Annotated in this window: 19 protein-coding genes; 14 read left to right on the forward strand and 5 right to left on the reverse strand. The window is 49.9% G+C overall.

Going from position 1 to position 20,725, the window contains the following annotated elements; all coding sequences use genetic code 11:
- The 5 genes from ET418_RS10585 to ET418_RS10605 all read right to left on the reverse strand — a co-directional run.
- Positions 1-145: KUP/HAK/KT family potassium transporter (locus ET418_RS10585; protein WP_420819521.1), on the reverse strand; the 145-nt coding region annotated here is incomplete at its 3' end.
- A gap of 266 nt (positions 146-411) precedes the next feature.
- Positions 412-750 carry a P-II family nitrogen regulator gene (locus tag ET418_RS10590; protein WP_149307591.1) on the reverse strand — a complete coding sequence of 113 codons (339 nt, stop codon included), beginning with the start codon at positions 748-750 and terminating at the stop codon, positions 412-414.
- 107 nt (positions 751-857) lie between these two features.
- Positions 858-1,196: a P-II family nitrogen regulator gene (locus ET418_RS10595; protein ID WP_149307592.1), complete on the reverse strand. Its 339-nt coding sequence runs from the start codon at positions 1,194-1,196 to the stop codon at positions 858-860.
- Between the two features lie 31 nt (positions 1,197-1,227).
- Positions 1,228-2,772 (reverse strand): ammonium transporter, encoded by a 1,545-nt coding sequence (locus ET418_RS10600; protein WP_149307593.1) that lies wholly within the window; start codon positions 2,770-2,772, stop codon positions 1,228-1,230.
- A 216-nt stretch (positions 2,773-2,988) separates the two neighbouring features.
- Positions 2,989-3,807 (reverse strand): hypothetical protein, encoded by an 819-nt coding sequence (locus ET418_RS10605; protein ID WP_149307594.1) that lies wholly within the window; start codon positions 3,805-3,807, stop codon positions 2,989-2,991.
- 441 nt (positions 3,808-4,248) lie between these two features.
- Here ET418_RS10605 and ET418_RS10610 point away from each other — a divergent pair, with 441 nt between their 5' ends.
- The 14 genes from ET418_RS10610 to ET418_RS10675 all read left to right on the forward strand — a co-directional run bounded on the left by ET418_RS10610 (position 4,249) and on the right by ET418_RS10675 (position 20,709).
- The gene (locus ET418_RS10610) at positions 4,249-4,548 is read left to right on the forward strand and encodes a Rieske (2Fe-2S) protein (RefSeq protein WP_149307595.1); all 300 of its coding nucleotides are present in this window, start codon (positions 4,249-4,251) and stop codon (positions 4,546-4,548) included.
- Positions 4,549-4,556: 8 nt separating this feature from the next.
- Positions 4,557-5,990 (forward strand): cardiolipin synthase, encoded by a 1,434-nt coding sequence (cls, locus tag ET418_RS10615; protein WP_149307596.1) that lies wholly within the window; start codon positions 4,557-4,559, stop codon positions 5,988-5,990.
- 163 nt (positions 5,991-6,153) lie between these two features.
- Positions 6,154-7,203 carry a GDP-mannose 4,6-dehydratase gene (gene gmd / locus ET418_RS10620; RefSeq protein ID WP_149307597.1) on the forward strand — a complete coding sequence of 350 codons (1,050 nt, stop codon included), beginning with the start codon at positions 6,154-6,156 and terminating at the stop codon, positions 7,201-7,203.
- 61 nt (positions 7,204-7,264) lie between these two features.
- Entirely contained in the window at positions 7,265-8,281 is a 1,017-nt protein-coding gene (locus tag ET418_RS10625) for an NAD-dependent epimerase (protein WP_149307598.1), read from the forward strand.
- A gap of 174 nt (positions 8,282-8,455) precedes the next feature.
- Entirely contained in the window at positions 8,456-9,517 is a 1,062-nt protein-coding gene (locus tag ET418_RS10630) for an EpsG family protein (RefSeq protein ID WP_149307599.1), read from the forward strand.
- 5 nt (positions 9,518-9,522) lie between these two features.
- The gene (locus ET418_RS10635) at positions 9,523-10,701 is read left to right on the forward strand and encodes a glycosyltransferase (RefSeq protein ID WP_149307600.1); all 1,179 of its coding nucleotides are present in this window, start codon (positions 9,523-9,525) and stop codon (positions 10,699-10,701) included.
- 84 nt (positions 10,702-10,785) lie between these two features.
- Complete coding sequence (locus ET418_RS10640; RefSeq protein ID WP_149307601.1) at positions 10,786-11,439, forward strand: class I SAM-dependent methyltransferase; 654 nt, start codon at positions 10,786-10,788, stop codon at positions 11,437-11,439.
- Positions 11,436-12,362, forward strand: coding sequence for an O-fucosyltransferase family protein (locus tag ET418_RS10645; RefSeq protein ID WP_149307602.1), 927 nt, complete (start codon positions 11,436-11,438; stop codon positions 12,360-12,362). The genes ET418_RS10640 and ET418_RS10645 overlap by 4 nt, the downstream gene beginning before the upstream one ends.
- 527 nt (positions 12,363-12,889) lie before the next feature.
- Complete coding sequence (locus ET418_RS10650; protein WP_149307603.1) at positions 12,890-13,636, forward strand: class I SAM-dependent methyltransferase; 747 nt, start codon at positions 12,890-12,892, stop codon at positions 13,634-13,636.
- A 34-nt stretch (positions 13,637-13,670) separates the two neighbouring features.
- Positions 13,671-14,822, forward strand: a complete 1,152-nt coding sequence (locus ET418_RS10655) for a hypothetical protein (RefSeq protein ID WP_149307604.1) — start codon at positions 13,671-13,673, stop codon at positions 14,820-14,822.
- A gap of 53 nt (positions 14,823-14,875) precedes the next feature.
- Positions 14,876-15,655, forward strand: coding sequence for a glycosyltransferase family 2 protein (locus tag ET418_RS10660; protein WP_188055473.1), 780 nt, complete (start codon positions 14,876-14,878; stop codon positions 15,653-15,655).
- A 159-nt stretch (positions 15,656-15,814) separates the two neighbouring features.
- Positions 15,815-16,945, forward strand: a complete 1,131-nt coding sequence (locus ET418_RS10665) for a glycosyltransferase (RefSeq protein WP_149307606.1) — start codon at positions 15,815-15,817, stop codon at positions 16,943-16,945.
- A 292-nt stretch (positions 16,946-17,237) separates the two neighbouring features.
- Positions 17,238-18,899, forward strand: coding sequence for an MraY family glycosyltransferase (locus ET418_RS10670; RefSeq protein WP_188055475.1), 1,662 nt, complete (start codon positions 17,238-17,240; stop codon positions 18,897-18,899).
- 196 nt (positions 18,900-19,095) lie between these two features.
- Complete coding sequence (locus ET418_RS10675; RefSeq protein WP_188055477.1) at positions 19,096-20,709, forward strand: capsule assembly Wzi family protein; 1,614 nt, start codon at positions 19,096-19,098, stop codon at positions 20,707-20,709.
- The last annotated feature ends 16 nt before the right edge of the window (positions 20,710-20,725 follow it).

Here is a 20,725-nt window from a genome sequence, read left to right on the forward strand (position 1 = left end):
CGAAGACATTCTCCTGGGTCGGCTTGGTCAAGGCGATGATGACGGTCAGGGTATAAATGGGGCTGGTACCGATGTCGCCGAACACCAGCCCCATTGATTTGATGATGCCGCCCCAGTAGGAGTCGGCTTCCACATGTTTTACCACGCAATGCCTCCGGGAAGATTTCCTATCAGAGAGGGCCTTCGTGTCAATCCGTCTCATAAGCAGGCCGGAGAGGCTACTTCGACAACTCTCCGTGGCATGCACCATCTGGAATGGCGGTGTTTGTAACCGGTGTGGCCAGGGCTGGGACAACTGAAAGCAGGCGTCGGTGTGGTTGGAATAATTGACGGCACCTCATGCCAGTACATACTCGTAAACATTTGAACCGAATGTTTTCAAAATACCCTGTGCTTGTTGCATAATTTATTCTAAACGGCGTCGTTACCTTTCTCGCCGGTCCTGATTCTCACAGCCTCTTCCAGCGGGATAACGAAAATCTTGCCATCGCCAATTCTACCTGTCTTTGCCTTCTCTACAATAGTTTCGATAACTTTAGCGACTCGTTCGTCATCAGTAACTATCTCTATTTTTATTTTAGGAATAAAATCAACCACGTATTCGGCACCCCGATAGAGTTCGGTGTGACCTTTTTGGCGACCATAGCCCTTAACTTCCGACACCGTGATCCCTTCAATGCCTATTTCATTGAGCCCATCCTTTACTTCGTCAAGCTTGAAGGGCTTTATTATTGCCTCAATTAGCTTCATTGCTTATCTCCCTTTTGTCTATGAGTAGTCTGGTGTGCCCTCCCAACGGAAGGACACACCAGATTATGAAACTCATAAAAGTACGTTTGAACAGATTTCCCGGCTTCTCAAATTGCTTCGTTTCCCTTTTCGCCTGTTCTGATTCTTATTGCCTCATCGAGGGGTATAATAAAAATTTTACCGTCACCTATCTTGCCTGTTTTAGCCGTATTTTGGATGGTCTCGACAACTTTGCCGAGCAACTCATCACTTACTGCGATTTCAATCTTTATTTTTGGCACGAAATCCACCGCATATTCAGCACCGCGGTACAGCTCAGCATGCCCCTTCTGGCGGCCGAATCCCTTTACTTCACTGACGGTGATACCCTCGATTCCGATTTCGTTCAGTGCATCTTTAACCTCGTCAAGCTTGAAGGGTTTTATAATAGCTTCTACTTTTTTCATAGCAGCTCCTATTCCTGTATCGGCTCGTCATTTAATTTTCGTCATAATCGCCTGTCGGTATTGCCGAATGCTTGAGAGCGTATTCAGGGTACGCCCCGATGCCGTGTTCGTAGTTGTCGATGCCTTCCAACTCGCCCTTTCTGGAGACACGAAGCACTCCCATGGCCTTGACTGCATACATGAGAACCAAACTAACGCCGAATGTTGCTGCTGTAATGATAAGGCTCCCAACAGCTTGGGCTGCAAGCACCGTCATCCCGCCGCCATAAAAGAGACCGGTGAGGGGGGCGCTGTTGTCAGCTGCAAAGGCACCGGTCGCTCCGTACTTTCCACAGGCAAAAAAACCCAACGAGAGAGTTCCCCAGATTCCATTCAGACCGTGGACCGGAACGGCGCCGATCGGGTCATCAATCCTCAAATATTCCAGGAGGTCGACACCCGCTACGACAATGATGCCTGCCACAGCACCAATAGCTATCGAGCCGGTTGGAGAGACCCAGTAGCAGGGGCAGGTGATTGCCACGAGACCGGCCAGAAAGCCGTTCACGGTGTAGCTCACGTCCCACTTCTTTGTCTTCGGATAGCCATACAACATTGCCGTCAACGCTGCTGCGCAGGCGGCCAAAGTCGTATTGGTGGCGACTCGGCCGCAACCTTCGAAATCCATAATTGAAAGGGTGCTGCCGGGGTTGAAACCATACCAGCCAAACCAGAGAACCAGCCCGCCGATAGTCGCCATTACAAGGTCATGTGGTTGCATAGGCGCACCACCGTCGCGCTTGAACTTGCGGCCAAGGCGCGGACCAAGGGCTATGGCGCCGGCAAGAGCAACAAAACCGCCGATCGTGTGGACAACAGTAGAACCAGCAAAATCGTGAAAGCTTGTGCCAAGTTCGGGCAGAAAGTTTCCTTTGCTTCCCATGGTAGCCAGGAAGCCGTCAGGGCCCCATGCCCAGTGTCCAATGATCGGGTAGATGAATCCTGAGACGAAAAAACTATAAATCAAGTCACCAACAAAGCCTGTCCGGCCGATCATGGCACCAGAAGTGATCGTAGAGCAGGTGTCTGCAAAGGCAAATTGGAAGAGCCAGAATGCAAGGAACGCAACACCAGAGGTTTCATAGGTTGCCGGTATGCCCTGCAGGAAGAAATACTTCGTACCGATCCATGGTGTTCCCGAACTGAACATGAAGGCGAAGCCCCATGCGTAAAAAAGCAGTCCACAAAGTGCTGTGTCAACAACACACTCCATTAAGACGTTTACCGTCTCGCGGCCACGGCAGAAGCCCGCTTCCAGCATGGTAAAGCCAACTTGCATTCCAAAGACAAGGAAGGCTGCAAGCAGGGTCCAGAGAGTGTTAATGGGGTTGATAATATCGTTAGCTTTAACCACCGGGTCGGCAGCCATGACATCTTTACCGATAATGCTGGATGCCAGTACCATGACGCCAAATACCAGCGCGATGCCAAGCACCTTGCCAACCGCCAGGAGGTAACCGTAACGCCGCCATTCCGGGTCATGCATCCGATCCCGAAGGCGGCTGAATTTATCAATCAAACGAAGCTTTGTTTCCATTGTTTTTCTCCCTTTAAATTAGATTCGAAAGGAGCTCCTTTGACCCTTCCCTGATTTCAAATGGATTATTTTATCCCCAAGGGGTATTCAGGGACTACGCCACCCGCGCAGAAAATATAGTCGCGAGAAAATCGTTGTTACCAACTTTTGTATGGGCTCACTCCTCTAAAAAGTCGGGGGCGCGGGCAGCCGCCCCCGGATTATAAGGAGGGACAGCTAGGGAAGGCTGATATCGATCTGGGTGGTAAAGGCCGGCCGGCCACCGGGGTTCATGCCGCCGTCAGCCGCAGAAGTCTGGTAGAATGGGTTGAACACGACAATACCGGCGATGACCGCAATCTGCTTGGTGAAGTTCCACTGGGCGCCGAAGCTGACCTCGCCGTTGGCGTTGTTGCCGCTCATATAGTCCGCGGCCAGCCAGAGCTTGTCGGAGATCTCGCTCATGCTCCGGTCCCAGGAAGCCATGACACCCGTGTTGTTGTTGGTATTACTCGGATTGCCCGGAGTGGCCAGAGCGCGCTTGGAGCCGTAGTAACCGCCGGCGGAGAGACGGCCGATCACAGGGAAGGTCCTGCCCACCAGACCGTAGACAAGGTTCTGGCGAGTGGAGACCAGCGGTTGTTTATCATAGGTGCCAAGATTGTAAGCGCCCACCGCAAAGGCCGGCAGCCCCTTGATGCCGAAGGCATCCTCAGGCGTCCCCAGCTTGGCATTGAAGTACAGCGGAGCTCTGTCAGCCGGGTAGGTTACATCGGAGTTGAACCCTGATTTCACAACATCGATGCCAACTTCCAGTTTGAGGTTTTCAAGGGGGAGCACACCGGCGCTCAAGCCGATATCATATAGATTGGGGTTAAGACTATTACCGGTTTTGCCGGAAAAGCGGGTGTAGTTATCGATGTCGATGTGAAATGCCTTGTAATCCTTGACATCGGGGGAAGGGATCCAAATTTGCGTCGAAGGGGTCGCCATTGCCGTGCCACAGGCAAGAGCCATTACTGCCATTGTTGCGGCCAATACTTTACCAAGATTCATCTTTCCTCTCCTTTTCATCGTTGATTTTGAACGGTGATAGGATGAAAGCGACGTTGGTTCCATCGTGCACGTTCTGTAGAGTAGATATGTCATGGGAAAAATTATTGTTGTCTCTTCACCTCGCTTGTCGGGGTATTTAGCATGGAATGTGCCATATTATTTTTTTACAGTATATCGAATAGTTGCAACCAATTAACGGCAAACGGGGCCTTTAGCGTCATGCACATCATCCCGACTTTGCCTATTAATTAATCAATTTTTGGCGGCCATGAATATTTTTTATGCTTACCCCTCAATGGTTTCACTCCTTATGCCGTGTATGCTATTTTAGCGGCACAATGTTTTCCGTTTATGCACGAGCTGAAACCATCTGACGTTCCTTGTTTTTTCAGTGGATTTAAGGTAGGTTAACCAAACACATCATTCACAGGAGGTGCTCCCATGACACCGGTGGCAAAGGTCGGCGAGGTTCCCAACTTCGGCAAGAAGGTTGTTTCCGTCTCAGACCGGGAAATTCTCCTGGTCAACGTCAAAGGGACCATCTTCGCCTGCGAGAACGAATGCCCCCACCAGGGGAGCCCCATGAACGCCGCCGTTGTCAAAGAGGGGTATATCGCCTGCCCGCGCCACGGCTACCGCTTCAACCTTGCCGATGGCGGATGCGCGGATCACCCCGACCTCACCCTGAAAACCTTTCCCGTCCAAATCAGTGGAGACGACATCCTCATCGATCCGGCATAGACCTCTCCATGGATCATGCCTTCATCATCCTGTTCGCCCTCTGCGCCTGCCTGGTTTCGCTGGTCACGGCGGGGCACGCCCTGCTCCATAAACGCGATTCCCGTTCCGCCCTGGGCTGGATGAGCATCAGCCTGACGTTGCCGCTGCTTGGCCCGTTTCTGTACTGGTGCCTGGGGGTCAACCGCATCTCCCGCCAAGCCCGGCGCTGGCAGGAGAGTGGCCGCAGACTCAGCGGGAGCGAGATACACCCTCTTGAGGACCCCGGCAGCGAGGCGGTGCGACTTCCTCTGGCCGCGGTACACCTGGATGACCTGCGCGTATTGGGGGATAGGGTGGTGCGCACCAGACTGCGGGAGGGAAACCGCATCATCCCGCTGGTGGATGGCGAGGAAGCCTATCCGGCCATGCTGGCGGCCATCAGGCGGGCAGAGGAAAGCATCAATCTGAGCAGTTATATCTTCGACGCCGACGGCATCGGCGCCGAATTCATCGATCAGCTCAAGGATGCGACCAAACGGGGCGTTGCGGTACGGATCATCATCGACGCCCTGGGGGAGAAGTACAGCCGCCACCTCCCCCGCACGGCCCTGGCAGGCACCCGGGTACGCCTGGTCCGCTATCTTCCCCTGAGCCGGGGCGCCTACATCAACCTGCGCAACCACCGTAAACTGCTGATCATCGACGGGCGCGAGGCCTTCACCGGCGGCATGAATATCCGCAGCCGCCACCAACCGGCCTCCACCGACAAGGACACCGCCATCCGGGACATGCACTTTTCCGTTCAAGGCCCGGTGGTGGCAGATCTGCAAAGGACCTTTCTGGAAGACTGGTATTTCGTTACCGGTGAGCGTTTGGACGCGCCCTCCTTCTTTCCCTCCCTCGCTCCCCAGGGCAGCTCCCTGGCCCGCGCCATCAGCGGCGGGCCGGATAATGAGTTCCGCAAACTCGAGCACATCATCATGGGGGTGCTCGCCTGCGCCAAGAAGTCCGTATGCATCATGACCCCCTACTTCATCCCCGACCGGCCGATGATCGCCGCCCTGATCACCACCGCCCTGCGCGGTGTGGCTGTGCGTGTCGTCCTGCCCGGCCTCAACAACCTGCCGTTTGTCCACTGGGCCACCCGCGGGCTCTTATGGGAGCTTCTGGCCAACGGCATCAGGGTATTCTACCAGCCCCCACCCTTTGTCCATACCAAACTGTTTCTGGTGGATGACGTCTGGTCGCTGGTCGGCTCCGCCAATCTCGACTCCCGCAGCCTGCGCCTCAATTTCGAACTCAACCTGAGCGTCTTCGACGAGTCCTTTGCCGCCAGCCTTAAACGGCACTTCGAACAAGCCTTCGCCGCCTCCCACGAGATCACCCAGGAGGAGATCGACGGCCGTTCTCTGCCCATCAGGCTCAGGGACAATTACGCGCGGCTTTTTTCACCCTATTTGTAGAGAGTTCAGGCGCCCACTCCGGGGCATCCGCACACAACCCAATAAATCCACGGTATTTTCTCATTTTATTTTTGCAATCATTACTGTCGGTGTGCTATATCTAATAGCTTAGATTAAGCGTATACACCTCCACAATATGCACGTGCGGACAGTGGGAGAACGAATGAAACGGGCACTCATTACCGGCATCACCGGCCAGGATGGTTCATACTTGGCAGAGTTGCTGCTGCAAAAAGGCTACGAGGTCCACGGCATGATCCGTCGTTCCTCGTCCTTCAATACCGGCCGCATCGATCATATCTACCGCGACCCCCACGAAAAGGATGTTCGCCTGTTCCTGCACTACGGCGACCTGAACGATGCCAGCTCCATCAATACCCTGCTGCGTACCATTCAACCGGACGAGATCTACAACTTGGGCGCCCAGAGCCACGTTAGGGTGTCGTTCGATGTCCCGGAATACACCGGCGAGGTGGATGCCCTGGGTGCGGTGCGCATCCTGGAAGGCATCCGCGAAACCGGCCTGAACACGAAATTTTACCAGGCATCGTCCTCGGAACTCTACGGCAAGGTGGTGGAAACCCCCCAGAGGGAAACCACGCCATTCTACCCGCGCTCCCCCTATGCCTGCGCCAAGGCCTATGCCTTCTACATCACGGTGAATTACCGCGAAAGCTACAACATGTACGCCTGCAACGGCATCCTCTTCAACCACGAATCACCGCGCCGGGGCGAGACCTTTGTCACCCGCAAGATCACCCGCGCCGCAGCACGCATCAAACTCGGCATGCTCAGTTGTCTCTACCTGGGCAACCTGGACGCCAAACGCGACTGGGGGTTTGCCGGCGACTATGTCGAGGCCATGTGGCTGATGATGCAGCAGGACAAGGCCGACGACTACGTCATCGCCACCGGCGAAACCTGGTCGGTGCGCACCTTCGCCGAAAAGGTCTTCGAGCGCCTCGGCATGCCGTTGGAGTGGCAGGGAAGCGGCGAGGAAGAGCAGGGTATCGACCGCACCACCGGCCGGGTTGTCATCCGGATCGATCCCAAATACTTCCGACCGGCCGAGGTTGACCTGCTGCTGGGCGACCCTTCCAAAGCGAAACGCCAGTTGGGTTGGGAACTGAAAACGAGCTTCGATCAGCTCGTGAACATGATGGTGGATGGCGATTTGAAACAGGCGGAGCGGGAAATGCGGGCCAACGGTTAAGCTGCCGCCGGCCGGTCGTACTTTGGCTGTAGATTGTCCTTTGGGCAGCGAGAGGTAAACCATGTCCAAGATTCTCGTAACCGGCGCTGCCGGGTTTATCGGCTCTCATCTTAGCAAGCGCCTGCTGGCGAGGGGTGACGAGGTCGTTGGCCTCGACAACCTCAACGATTATTACGATGTCCGGCTCAAGTATGCCCGTCTCAAGCAGCTGGAGACCCAGCCCGGCTTCCGGTTCGTCAAAGCCTCCCTTGAAGACCGGGAGGCTATTGCCCGCCTCTTTTCCAACGAACGGTTCGACAAGGTTGTAAACCTGGCCGCCCAGGCCGGAGTACGGTACTCCCTCCAAAATCCCCACGCCTATATCGACAGCAACATCGTCGGCTTCATGAACATCCTGGAAGGCTGCCGCCACAACGACGTCAAACACCTCGTCTACGCCTCGTCCAGCTCGGTCTACGGCGCCAACACCCTGATGCCCTTCTCCGTACACCACAACGTGGACCACCCGGTCTCCCTGTACGCCGCCACCAAAAAAGCCAATGAGCTGATGGCCCACACCTATTCCAGCCTGTACCACCTCCCCACCACCGGCCTGCGCTTCTTTACCGTCTATGGCCCCTGGGGGCGGCCGGATATGGCGTTGTTCCTCTTCACCAAGGCGATCCTGGAGGGCAAACCGATCGATGTCTTCAACCAGGGCAAGATGCAGCGGGACTTCACCTACATCGACGATATCGTGGAAGGCGTGATGCGAGCCACAGACACCACGCCGGTTCCAAGCCTATCATGGGATAGCGACCAGCCTGACCCCGGCACCAGTTATGCGCCGTACCGGCTTTACAACATCGGCAACAACAGCCCGGTGGAGCTCATGCGCTTTATCGAGGTGCTGGAAGATTGCCTCGGCAAAAAGGCGGAAAAGAACCTGATGCCGCTCCAGGCCGGGGACGTACCCGCGACCTATGCCGATGTGGATGATCTGATGAAGGATGTGGGGTTCAAACCGGCCACTTCGATTGAGGAGGGGATTGGTCGGTTTGTGGAGTGGTATCGGGGGTACTACCCGATTGCGACTTAAATTGCGCATATTGTTTCTCCTGAAATACCAATCAGCTATAATCGACATAGTCGCGAATATGAGAATTAATGTGGTTGTAAATACAATGTGTTTCATAAACTTGCTAGCTATCGAATGCTAATTTACTTCTTTTAAAAATACCCCTATAGACTTTTGTAGAATTTAAAATTCAAAATGAAGACCATTTATATAGTCTCGCTGGTTCTAATAGCCCTTACGTCGTTTGAACTGATTTCAAAAAATCATCGCGCGGCGGTGAGTCAACGCTATGCCTGGAACGTAATTTGGTTGGCCTTTTCATTGACAGTGTTTGCGTTGGCCTCATTTCGCGTAGGTGGCAGTGACTGGGAGAACTATGAGATTGTTTTCAATCTCGCTGCATCATCTGACTCTTTGCCCATGGCGTTCGCCAAAAACCCGTTGTTGGAGCCCGGCTACGTTGCTCTTAACTATCTGGTGGCAAAGCTTGGAGGCGATCGTAGAGACTTGATCTACATCGAGTCCGGTATCACATCTCTGGGTACTTTCCTTGTCCTAACCAGAGTTCCTGGCGGGGCAATAATAGTAACTTGGTTGATTACTCTAACATTTATTGGACTCATGCCAGTTCGGCAAACCGTTGCAATCTCGTTAGTGATGATTGCATTCGCGGCAGCATCTAGAAAACTTCGGCTTATCTCCATACTGATAGCGCCAAGTATTCACATTTCTTCGATTCCGTTGTTGGTAGCGAAGCAGTTCGGGAAAAAACACTTAAGCAGATCTGCACTCACTGGTCTTGCATTAATGAGCGCTGTAGCCACTTATTTTACGACGACACTTTTGAGCGATAAGTTGGATCTGTATCGCGATGAGGCCAGCGGGTTGACCGATCTTGCCCCAGGGACTGTCATCGGCGGCAAGATTGTCACGCTCTCGTTTATTGTCCTAGTTGGGTACTTTGCATCTAAAAAAAAGCAAACTGTACCTTGCACAAGTTTTTTTGATTACAAGATTCTGCATCTTATAACGATCGTCTCACTCGCAATGGCAACTATCAATCCAGGATTTGTCAGATTGACTTCTGTATTTGAGATACTCTACATTTGGATAACGGCGGAAAACATTTATTATTTGCAGAACAGAAAAATTAGATTTTTTTTATACTCAATGATCGCTTTTGTAGTAATTTGCAAACTCACTAAAATATCGTTGCAGTTTGAAGATATCTACAGCGTTCGCTTTTTTAGCGCTTAATTATTATGAAATTAGCATGCATCTCATATTTTTTACCTGGCAAAGAAAACAATCATGGCCCCAATAGTTTGATCTATCAGATTATTGCGCATAGGTGCAGGAATATTTCGATAGACTTATATTTGCCGCAGGAAATACTTGATAAGGCAGACGGCGAGAGGATTGCTACTATCGAGCAAGATCTCGCTGTAAAGATTCACCCACTATGTGGCGAGCAGCCGAGCTTATTCCAACGACTGCTGTCGTCGTGGTGGCCAAGCGGAGCAAGGTTACATTACAGGATTGATGATCTTCTGAACCACGACTACGACCTAGTCTGGGGTTACCCATTTTGGACAGCCCCTTATGTCAATCGGGTCCCGGCAAGAAAGGTCATTTCTGGAATGGACTGCGCGACGTTACTCTACATTAGGAAGGTCAAGGCCTGCGTAACAGACCGTCCTTTGCAGATTTTCAGATACTCTCTAGCGCTAGTTATGGCTTTCCTGTTTGAGAGTATATTCTTAAGGCACATAAAGGTACATGTAGTTGGCCGTAGCGATCAGATCACCTTGAAAATGTTGGGCGTCGATTCATTCTATGTACCCCATCCCACAAATCCGATCGCAATGAGTGACCATGAGACTGTACGAATTCGTTCAGCGCGAACAGTTCGCATACTGGTTGCAAATTCACTGGACGTGTTCTACGGCAGCGATACCGTTCTCAAATGGTTAAAGGCTCTGTTTGCCATAGCCCCCAGATTTCCAGGTACTGAATTTGAAATCGTCTTTCACAAAGGAAATGCTGAACTAATCAAAAAATACCTGGCGAGAGAGAAGATCCCGAATCAGTTCAAGATGACGTTCGTTGGCTGGATCGATAACTATGAAGAATTTCTCTTGGCTATCGACATTCAAATTTTTCCGCTAGATATCGGTGTAGGCACGAAAACCTCAGTACTCACAGCGCTATATATGAATGTGATATGCATCGGAACGAGTGTTGCGTGTGAGAATATTGAGACTCAGTCCGCTCCGCAACACTTGCTAAGAGCCGACTCTCCCGATGAATTCGTGCGTCAGTTCATGGAAGCTATGACTTGCCTCCAGGACCACACCTGTTATCCCCTCGGCTATGCTCTGTCTCCAATGCACAGCCCAACATCTAGTGCCGCCAACTTTTGGGAAAGGTCACTCAGCTAATTTTTGTATCAATTCAGGTCGCCCTTGGCCTGTTGTAGTGTGCAAGAAATACGTCCAATCTCATCTTTTAATAACGGAGTTCTCATGTTTTTCCCAAAACGTATCAAGAAAATCAGACCGCGGGATAGAGTCTTGGAGATAGGGCCGGGGTCAATGCCATTTCCACGTGCAAACGAGTTTCTTGAATATGACTTCCATGCTGGCGACATCATCCGTCAGCGTGGTGATGTTCATGAGGAGCCTGATTACGGGGGAAGAAAGGTGACTCGATACAAGGGGAATCGCCTGCCCTTTCGAGATGGCGAATTTGATTACGTGATTGCATCCCATGTGATTGAACATGTGGAAGATCCGGCTCGTTTTCTGGATGAAATTTGCCGAGTGGGGGGGGGAGGATACCTGGAGTTCCCCTTGCCGACATATGAATATCTCTATGATTTTGACGTGCATAAACATTTCATATGGTTCGATTCCGATGCAGATACTATCAAATTTCTTCCGAAAAGCGAAACAGGACTGGATTCTTTTAGCGTTGTTACAGACAGTTTGAAGCAAGGACTTACCGCAGGCTGGGATGACTTGGTTGCTTCGAATCTGGATAACTTTTTCGCCGGGATTGAGTTTTCCGAAGGACTCAAAGCTGTCAAAGCGCAAGGATTGGATGAGTTCGATCCGCTCGCGTTCAAGTCGCTAGGAGTTTTGAGCAAGGGTATCAAGAAAGTCTTGAGATTTTTATGAATCTAGAGATCAGAGAAATGAAAGAATATTTGTTTGATCATCACGTATTTCTCAGAGGCGGAATTGGAAATCAGTTTTTCCAGTGGGCATACGCTAAAAAGTTGCAAAGTGAGGGCCTGTCCGTCAAGTTGAACACGGCCTTTTTAAAAACTAAGAAGCGAAATCAAGCGTCTGGAACACTAGAGTTGCTTAATTTGTTTTCATCGATAGACATTCCCGTATGCGCTTGGAAGCACCTAAGGCCACTTGAGTTTGTTGTCAAACGACTTGGAAAGTTAGTCGGGGTGCTCGAAGACGACCATCTGACTGACAAACCGCGACCTTCCAGGTGTCTGCATTACGGGCATTACCAGATGGGCGAAGTTTTGAATACGTTAGTTCTTGCCAAGGCGAAAGAGCTTATACATCCCAACTTGATGCAGAGTGAGATCCCTGGCAACTATTGTGTACTGCACGTTAGGGCTGGTGATTACTTGTCTAACGCATACAACTTTGCGCATATGGGGCTGTTGTCCATCGAATATCAAGTCCGTGCTGCGAACCTGTTGCTAGACAGGTATCCGCGCAATGATTTGATTATAGTTTCCGACAATGAGCAATTTTCTAGTTTAGTACTAAACGCGTTGAAAACAACAAATAGGAACCGTGTAAGTCTTCTGTCTAAGGTACTGCGTAGAAACGAATCGCAAAGCGATGCCATAACGGCTATGCTCTCCGCCGAAGCCATTTCTTTGTCAAATAGCTCTTTCAGTGCAATGTGTGCGCTACTTGGAAAGTCCGGCGAAGTCCTCTATCCGAGGCCGTGGTTCATATCACCTGACCTTCACTATATTTCACCCGTCTTAAACCATTGGACTGCGCTACCATCTGACTTTGCGGGACAAGGTTGGGCAGATAGTAAACATTTATATGCTGGTCTATAGCCGCAGTTTAATCATTAAAGTTAAACTTGATTAGCACCAATCTTCTGCCGATTGGCAAAAAGACACATTCGGTTTCGTGTATGTGTTAGATTCCATGGCTACTTTTTGGAGGTGTTGTCATAAAAATGAATCAGATACAGTTTCGACTGGGCTCGAGCCTGATCAATTGCCTTAGCGATACAGTTCCAGAAACAATGCGAATCGGTCAGACCGCTGGCTCATGGCTTTACCTGTCACAAGTGCGGCAGTGCTCGTTACTCCACATGCCAGCATGGTATGCTGGCAAAGATTGTAAAAACACCAACATGGAATGCTTTAGTTGGATCAACATTACAATAAACATGCCTTCTGCTTTCAGAAACAGGCTTAGTAGATACCTTGACTAATTTCAATATCAATTCAGCCGTTGCCCTTACCTTAAAAGCTTGCTACGTTAGTTTGTAGTGGCAACGGTCAAAACAATCAAGCGACCATAAGCTAAATTACGATTAGCGGAAGATTAGCGTTTCCGATTAGGAAGTAAAATTATGACCGATACCTTTGAAGACTATCATTTGATTAAAGGTTGGAATAAGGATGAGTTTGCGTCATCCAGCAATTCATCACTACTCGAGGCGTATGCGAGTTTGCTCAAGGTGTACATCCCCGGTTCGATACCAGCCGCACTTGACTTCGGATTCGGCAATGGAGAAATGCTTCAGACCTTAAAAAAATTGCAGGTTGAGGAGATTTACGGCATCGAGGCGAACACGGTTTTGATTGAACTAGCAAGGCAATCAGGAATCAAGGCCTATAATTCTGTTTCAGAAATTGCTGTTAGTCTTGAGGGAAAACTCGATGTCATAACAGCCATGCACGTAATGGAACATATAGAATTCGGGGCATTGGAAAATCTATTTGATCAGTTTAGCAAGCTTATCAGGCCTGGTGGCTACTTAATTGCCGCATTCCCGAACGGTGAATCACCGTTCTCCAGCTATTCTTTTCACAGCGATCCCACGCATACGACTTTTCTAACTCGAGAAAAATGCCGAATTCTTGCGTTAAATAAACCACTCGCATTAGTGGCCTACAAAGCATTTCCCTCGATTAGCCGACATTCAAAAAAAATTCGTACACAACTTTTGTCTGCTTTCAGAGAGATTGGAGAAAGTTTTATCTATTTTGTACTGTCTAAATTTATCTTTGGAAATGATAATATTGTAATGAATCCGGTCGCCGTCGCGGTCTGGAAAAACACGACCACTGCATGCGCAAGCATAAATCATAATTAATACTGCCGTGAAAGGTGGGGGCAGGCGCTCGGCAATGATCAATTTATTAAAAAACAATTCATATGTGCTTACGGGTCCTTTATCCGGCTTCCTTATAATACTTGTAATTGCACGGCTATCACATTTGGAGGCTGACAAGGCTTACTTCCTTGTTCTTGCTCTCTTGGCGTACTCGTCTCTGGCTGACGGTGGACTACCCTATAAGTTGAAATTGGAAAGTAGCAATAAAGAAGTAGTTGAAACTATAAAAAAAATTATCGGGAACTTACTCGTATTAAGCCCGTTGCTGCCTATTTGCCTTGCTTTTATGATTTTCAACTCCGCAGGGCCGCATGAGTCGCTCGGTGAACTCATAGCTTTGCTGGCAGTCTCCGGTATGGCGGCGTTCTTTAAAACGATTGCGGACTCTCTGAGAGTTGTTGGGATGAAGAGTCAGCATAGGAACACCATTGACAGGGCAAGTTCTGTGCTAGCGTTGATGAAGGTACTTTTTGCTTATCTCTTAGTAAACCGCCTACCATTCTTACACACCTATACGATTATGCTGATGCTAGAGTTTTTTGCATTGGCCTATTTGCTCCGCAACAAATTTTTGCTTATATTTCGAGATAGCCTGATGATCCAGTTTAAACCGAAGCTGTATTTTAACCCTGCATATATACTGGCAAACATTGGATATATAACTGGATTCAACATCGACCGCATTGTATCGTTTCATATACTTAATAGCTCAAGCTACAAACAGCTTATAATTACACTATCTCTTTTAAGCATGTCGGTACTACCTAACAAGCTCGTGGAAAACACTCGAACATTTCCATCCAGCACTTCAAGCGAGACCGTATTGCATAAAAATCTTGCACTTATCTTCCCTGCGCTCGGTATCATCGCTTTTATCATCGGTCTCTGGCTCTTCAATGCACAGCTTGATGCTAACACAAAAATATATCTCTCCGCATTTTCAATTGCCTGGGTTCCCCTTACCATCTATTATAATAATATCTGGGCCACGTATCTTAAGGAGGGAGGAAGCATGGGTATTGCCAAAATGACACTCTGGTCCGGCCTAATTTCCGGTATTCTTTCAATTTCCCTTTCTCATTTTTATGTTTGGATTACACCGATCGGTCTGTTTTCCTATTCATTGTTTAATGCGGCATTTGCTTATCAGTTGCACAAAAAATAGTACCACATCGTATTGTCATGTATAATATGCCAAGATTCAGAGATGATGTTTCGGTGATTGTTCCTGCATACAATGCAGGATTAGCTTTGATTGATGCTTTGGATTCAATCCTAAAACAGACGCTTCAGCCTGCTGTTGTACATATAGTCGACGATCAGTCACCATCAGATGATGCTGGCCTTGCCCGCACTTATATCGCCGAGCACCAAATTAAAGGGTGGTATGTACATCAGCTACATGAGAATTTGGGTGCAGGCGGTGCGCGTGACTTTGGGATTCGGAACAGCACGACCGAGTACATTGCACTTTTAGATGCCGACGACTTATGGCTGCCTGATCATCTCGCTAGCGCGTTCGGCGTTATTGATAAGTTCGATCTAACATTGTTCGGTGGTCGGACGCACAAAATGAGTCGCGGCGAACATGTTCCTTCCAAAACGGAGGAAGAGCACATCACTCAAATCTGTCTCGATATCCTTCTTCTGAAGTGCTACTTCCTTACATCAACGGTAGTTCTGAAGCGAGCAAGCTATCTGGATTGTGGTGGCTTCTTGCCAGGCCTCAAGCTTTCGGAGGATTACTCGCTTTGGCTTCGATTTGCGGCAAACTTAAATAATCGCTGTGCTGTTAGTAATTTGGTGCATGCACTATACAGAGATAGCGATACTACCACCACCAGACGTTTGTCGAAGAATCACTGGGCACACGAACGCGCCGAACTCGCGAATTTCAGATATTTGCACAATCAGGACAGCATCAGTTCTGCTCAACTGATGCTGTCCTCGGGGTTTTCGTTTTTGAAGTACATTAAGCGACTGCTCACGCATCATTAGGATATGCAGTTTTATCTTTACGACGAGTCCAGGGGTTGCAAGACCAAGGAACTCTACGCCATGCTCGGGATGGTTCTCCTCTAGACTTGGCCAGGAACTACACCGCAATGCTTACTCTGGTCTCAACCATCATACGGTCAGTATTGAGAATACACCCTAATGAAAATCCTTCACCTAACGCCTGACCTCAACTTTGCGATTAAGTTCGTGCTTCCGATTGCGGAGATTCAATCCGCAGACGGCAACCAAGTGACTATTTGCACGCACAGTAACGAATATCAGACATCCGCGCAGGCTTTCGAATCTATTCGGTTAGAGTATCACCAGATTCGGTTCATTAAACTGAACCTTAAGTTCCAGTTAAACGCCTTCGTTTATTTTCGGTTAGTAATCAGCCTAGTTCGGGAACTAAGACTAATCGAGCCGGATGTGATTATTTCGCATACATCTTTGGACTCGTTCATTCCACTGATCGTTTCTCGCTTTGCCACAAACGCAAAGTTGGTGTATTTTAATCATGGGGTACCATTTCTCGGATACGACTTTCCATTGCGCGTGGTTTTCAAATTTATTGAGTTCATCAATTTGCGGATAGCCCATCTCACGCTTACGATTGGTGAATCAATGAGGGCATGCTTAGCGCCTCTGGCGTCAAATCACAAAAGAGTTGTTTTTGTCCCCCCGGGATCTGCATGCGGTATTCGATTAATTACTTCTGACTATGAACAGATCGTCAAGATGCGCAAAGAAACTCGTCACGCACGTGGAATATCGAACGATGAGAGAGTTGTTGTTTACGTAGGACGACCGGTAAAAAGAAAAGGTTACTTCGACCTACTCGAAGCATGGGATGCATTTAAGGATAAAAATAATTATCGACTAATACTAGTAGGTCCAGCTGAAGCTGACATGATTAGATTGGATAAACGTCTATCTTCAAATGTTCATTTTCTAGGATACCAATCTGACCCAACGCCATTCTATTTGATAGCTGATGTGCTATGTATTCCGTCCCATCATGAGGGATTGGGATATTGTTACATTGAGGCTTCGGCCGCGGGTTGCGTTCCGATTTGTTCCAAAATACCAGGGCCCACTGACTTCGTTAAACATGGCGAAACCGGAATGACTTGTAGAACAGGTGACCTACGGTCAATTGCAGACTCGATATCTGTAGTGCTCGCTGACAAGCAACTTCGGGAGCGTCTGGCCCGAAATGCCTTTTTGCATGCCCTCAGCTACGAGAGAACCTCACTTGCACCGAAAATTAGTTCAGCTATTCAACAATAGCCGAGAAATGCTGATAGAAATGAATGGATGATCCTTCAGAACGAATGCTTTCGGAGAGATATAGACAACATTAAAATTGTATTGTTTCTCCCTAAATACCAGTTAGCTCGTTGTCCACGAAAAAGTCTGAATTCTATTTTCAACTGGTCGAAATTGGCTTTCCAATAACCAAGGTCAATGAGGTCATACATCAGTAGATGCAGTGTTGTGCAGAAGCGGGCACCCTGGTGTAAGTCGCGATAACGTATTAAACCAGCTTATAGAGTGTATGGGAATCGAAGGGACATTACTGATGGCCAACATCACCCTGTTTTATATATTCTTTTCCGCCCTTATGACCTCGGTCCTTCTGACCCCTTCCCTCTCTCATTTAGCGATTCATGTCGGCGGTATCGACACACCGGACGAACGAAAAGTTCATTGTAACGAAATCCCTCGCTTGGGCGGCATCGCAGTATTCTGTGCATTTCTTTTCTCTGTTCTATTTTTTACTGATATCGACCGCCAAATTAAGGCGTTTCTGGTAGGCGCCGTAGTGATTTTTCTGACCGGTCTTGCCGATGACATTACCGGCTTAAGACCGCGCAACAAGCTGATCGGCGAGATACTTGCCGCCACCATGGCAATCGTTTCAGGTGGTATAAGCTTATCGACACTTGGCAACCCTCTTGGCATTGGCGAAATTCTGTTGGGCCCTTTTGCTATCCCATTCACGATTTTTGCCGTTGTTGGAGTTATGAACGCCATCAACCTTATCGATGGCCTAGATGGTCTGGCAGGGGGGACTTCCGCCGTCGCCTGCCTTGCGTTTGGCATGCTGGCCTGGAAGACGGGGAACTACAGCCTTTCGCTATTACTGGTTGCCCTGCTAGGAGCTATTATTGGCTTTCTGCGCTACAATACCTATCCTGCCAGCATTTTCATGGGTGATGCAGGGAGCCTTTTTTTAGGCTATTGCATGGGGTTTTTCCCCGTTATGCTATTGAATGCGTCAAGAGGCGCTGTTTCTCCTGTCGCCCCGCTCATGATCCTGGGCGTCCCCATTCTGGATACCTTGGTTGTCATGTATGGCCGTAAACTGCACGGAAAGAGTATTTCCAGCCCAGACAAGACCCATATCCATCACCGTTTACTGAAGCTTGGGCTTGGTCATCGTTTCTCAGTGCTGTTTATTTATGGGTTATCCTACCTGCTGGCAACCTGCGCCCTCTTGCTGCACGGTGTTCGAGATTCGATCCAGCTTTCTGTTCTGGTTGTTTTTTGTATCGTTTTGTACGCTGCACTGAGGGGTTTAGCCAAACTGGAGTCGACACACCTGTTTTTAAGCCTAAAGAAAGACAAATCACTACGGAATACGGAAGCATGCCGTACCATCGTGAGTTACAGCCATGCCCTTTTGGTTGTTGTGAAATATCTCTTACTTTTGATACTTTCACTGGTCATTTTTGTTAAACCAGACTATCCGCAAAATATCGCATGGGGGGCAGGCCTACTCGTACTATGCATGTCACTAGTTTGGATGTCCGACAGTGGCTGGGGCAATTCTTTACTGAAGTCGGTCATCTATTGCAGTGGGCTGATAAGTATATTTATTATCGAAAATTACGGCCGCCAGAGCACTCTTGCCGGGCTTGACCTGCTCTGGATTTCTCATGGCCTATTTGCCCTTTTGCTTGTCACTGTGGGAATAAATATTGTTTTACGCAACCTGGCAGGAGAATTGATAACAAGCCCCTTTGAATACCTCGTTTTATTTGTTGTGGTAGCCGTACCATTGTTGCCTTCTGATTTTACCGCCAGATATCATTTGATGAGTGTTGCCGCCAAGTCGGTGATCATGTTTGTCGCCTATATGCTGATTCTCATGCGGCAGGCTCGACATAACCGCAAAATTCTAGTGGCAACCTTTATAAGCTTGCTAATTTTGGTGATGCGGCAGGCTATTGGGTTATAACCTGCTGGTGCCGACTCGGTTGCGTTATATGCAGGCGTAATGTAAGGTTGACAGCTACATTCATAAGCTTGCGCCTGCTCCTCCTTTAACCGTGAGACACCTTCCCGCTCAACGGCTACGTCCGGATGTGCCGGAAGGGAAGTGGAAAGGTGAAAAATTGCGGCGGTACAATATTCAACATTTCCATGAGGTCCTGATGCTCAAGCGCTGTTCGGCCCTGTTCTTATACATGTTTATATTCTGCTATACCCAGGCATCGGCCGCTTCACTCTCCTCCGCCAACATCCCCCTGGATAGCCCGATCTACCTCTACCTGGAAAAATTGGCCGGGTTCGGCCTGATCACCAGCGACGTGAAGGGGCTGAAACCCTTCAGCAAGGCCGAGGCTGCCCGACAGGTGCTGGAGGCGGAGACAAACCTGGAATCCGGCGGGGCCGGGGTGCCGGTCTTTGCCCGCGAACTGATCGACCGCACCCGCGAACTGCTCCCGCGCGAGGTTTCCCTGCAAAAGGCCCCCGAACGCAAACCGCAATTTTTGGACTTCAATCCGATCGCATCACTCCGGATGCGCTACGTGTACCTGAACGGGGCGCCACGCAACTATGTCCGACCGGTACACGATCCGGGCGATGACGGCGTGTTCGGGATCGGATCGGGCCTGCGCCCGGCGACACCTGGGTTGAACATGCAGCAGGTTGGGAGCGAAGGGACGCCGCTATCCGAGAACAATGACGGTGCGGTCTACCATCAGGGAAGCAACGCTGAACTGCGCTGGGCGGCCGAGGGGTATGTGAGCGACAAGATGACCGGGCTGCTGGAACCGATGGTGCTTACCTCGGAAGCGGGCACCGCCATACGGCTCAACCGGGGCTATCTCAAGGTCGGCGGGGGCGCTTTGGAGTTGGAACTCGGCAAGGATGAGAACTGGCTGGGATTGGGCTATCGCGGTAACATCACCCTGACCAACAATGCGGAAAACCTCACCATTGCCAAGCTCTCCAGTCCGGAACCGTTTCGAGTCGGCTGGCTTTCGTGGCTCGGTGACCTGAAATATGCCTTGATCCTTTCTCGATTGGACAAGACCGTTACCAATGGACAGGAGCGCCAGCCCTGGTTCTATGCCATAAAGCTCAGTTCCAAACCGACCGATAACCTCGAAATCGGCTTAAATCTGGGCCGCATGCAGGGCGGCCCGGGGGTCAATAACAGCATCCGTGACTGGGTGAATGGCCTTGTCGGTGGCACGAACGCGGACAATTCCAAGGCCAACGCGGGGTTCGAGGCGCGCTACCGCATCCCCTGGCTGCGCAACACCGAACTGTATGGTGAATTCTCCGGCTGCGACGCCGCCTCCTTCTGGCCCATCGTGGAGAGCTACATTGCCGGCTTCTTTATCCCGCGCCTGACAGCCGAAGGGAGGGACGATTTCCGCTTCGAATTTTTCCAGGGCAACCAGATACTCTACACGAGCGGCACCTTCCCGGAAGGTTTTCTCTACAAAGGACTGCCGCTGGGCGACTCACAGGGGGGCGCCACCCAGGATTTCTTCTCCCGCTACAGTCACTGGTTCAGCACGCGCAACAATCTCGCCCTCGAATACATCTACACCAACCGCGGCATGATCGGACGCGTACAGGGCCAAGCCATCGAGCGCAAGCACGCCGGGCGCGCCTTCTGGACTCTGCCGGTCTATGGCGACGTGGACGCCCAGGTGGAGTACGGTGTCGAGAAGATCAGCAACCTGAATCTGGTTGACGGGGCGCAGCGGACGAACCAGCTGTTCAAAATGGAACTGCGCTATCGCTATTGATTCCGCCCATCACTCC

Source organism: Oryzomonas rubra, from assembly GCF_008369015.1.
Classification (GTDB): Bacteria; Desulfobacterota; Desulfuromonadia; order Geobacterales; family Pseudopelobacteraceae; genus Oryzomonas; species Oryzomonas japonica.

Excerpts from the sequence above, each read along its gene's own strand:
- ET418_RS10590 (WP_149307591.1), bottom strand. The coding sequence starts at position 750 with ATGAAGCTAATTGAGGCAATAATAAAGCCCTTCAAGCTTGACGAAGTA.
- ET418_RS10595 (WP_149307592.1), bottom strand. The coding sequence starts at position 1,196 with ATGAAAAAAGTAGAAGCTATTATAAAACCCTTCAAGCTTGACGAGGTT.
- ET418_RS10600 (WP_149307593.1), bottom strand. The coding sequence starts at position 2,772 with ATGGAAACAAAGCTTCGTTTGATTGATAAATTCAGCCGCCTTCGGGAT.
- ET418_RS10605 (WP_149307594.1), bottom strand. The coding sequence starts at position 3,807 with ATGAATCTTGGTAAAGTATTGGCCGCAACAATGGCAGTAATGGCTCTT.
- ET418_RS10610 (WP_149307595.1), top strand. The coding sequence starts at position 4,249 with ATGACACCGGTGGCAAAGGTCGGCGAGGTTCCCAACTTCGGCAAGAAG.
- cls (WP_149307596.1), top strand. The coding sequence starts at position 4,557 with ATGGATCATGCCTTCATCATCCTGTTCGCCCTCTGCGCCTGCCTGGTT.
- gmd (WP_149307597.1), top strand. The coding sequence starts at position 6,154 with ATGAAACGGGCACTCATTACCGGCATCACCGGCCAGGATGGTTCATAC.
- ET418_RS10625 (WP_149307598.1), top strand. The coding sequence starts at position 7,265 with ATGTCCAAGATTCTCGTAACCGGCGCTGCCGGGTTTATCGGCTCTCAT.
- ET418_RS10630 (WP_149307599.1), top strand. The coding sequence starts at position 8,456 with ATGAAGACCATTTATATAGTCTCGCTGGTTCTAATAGCCCTTACGTCG.
- ET418_RS10635 (WP_149307600.1), top strand. The coding sequence starts at position 9,523 with ATGAAATTAGCATGCATCTCATATTTTTTACCTGGCAAAGAAAACAAT.
- ET418_RS10640 (WP_149307601.1), top strand. The coding sequence starts at position 10,786 with ATGTTTTTCCCAAAACGTATCAAGAAAATCAGACCGCGGGATAGAGTC.
- ET418_RS10645 (WP_149307602.1), top strand. The coding sequence starts at position 11,436 with ATGAATCTAGAGATCAGAGAAATGAAAGAATATTTGTTTGATCATCAC.
- ET418_RS10650 (WP_149307603.1), top strand. The coding sequence starts at position 12,890 with ATGACCGATACCTTTGAAGACTATCATTTGATTAAAGGTTGGAATAAG.
- ET418_RS10655 (WP_149307604.1), top strand. The coding sequence starts at position 13,671 with ATGATCAATTTATTAAAAAACAATTCATATGTGCTTACGGGTCCTTTA.
- ET418_RS10665 (WP_149307606.1), top strand. The coding sequence starts at position 15,815 with ATGAAAATCCTTCACCTAACGCCTGACCTCAACTTTGCGATTAAGTTC.
- ET418_RS10670 (WP_188055475.1), top strand. The coding sequence starts at position 17,238 with ATGGCCAACATCACCCTGTTTTATATATTCTTTTCCGCCCTTATGACC.
- ET418_RS10675 (WP_188055477.1), top strand. The coding sequence starts at position 19,096 with ATGCTCAAGCGCTGTTCGGCCCTGTTCTTATACATGTTTATATTCTGC.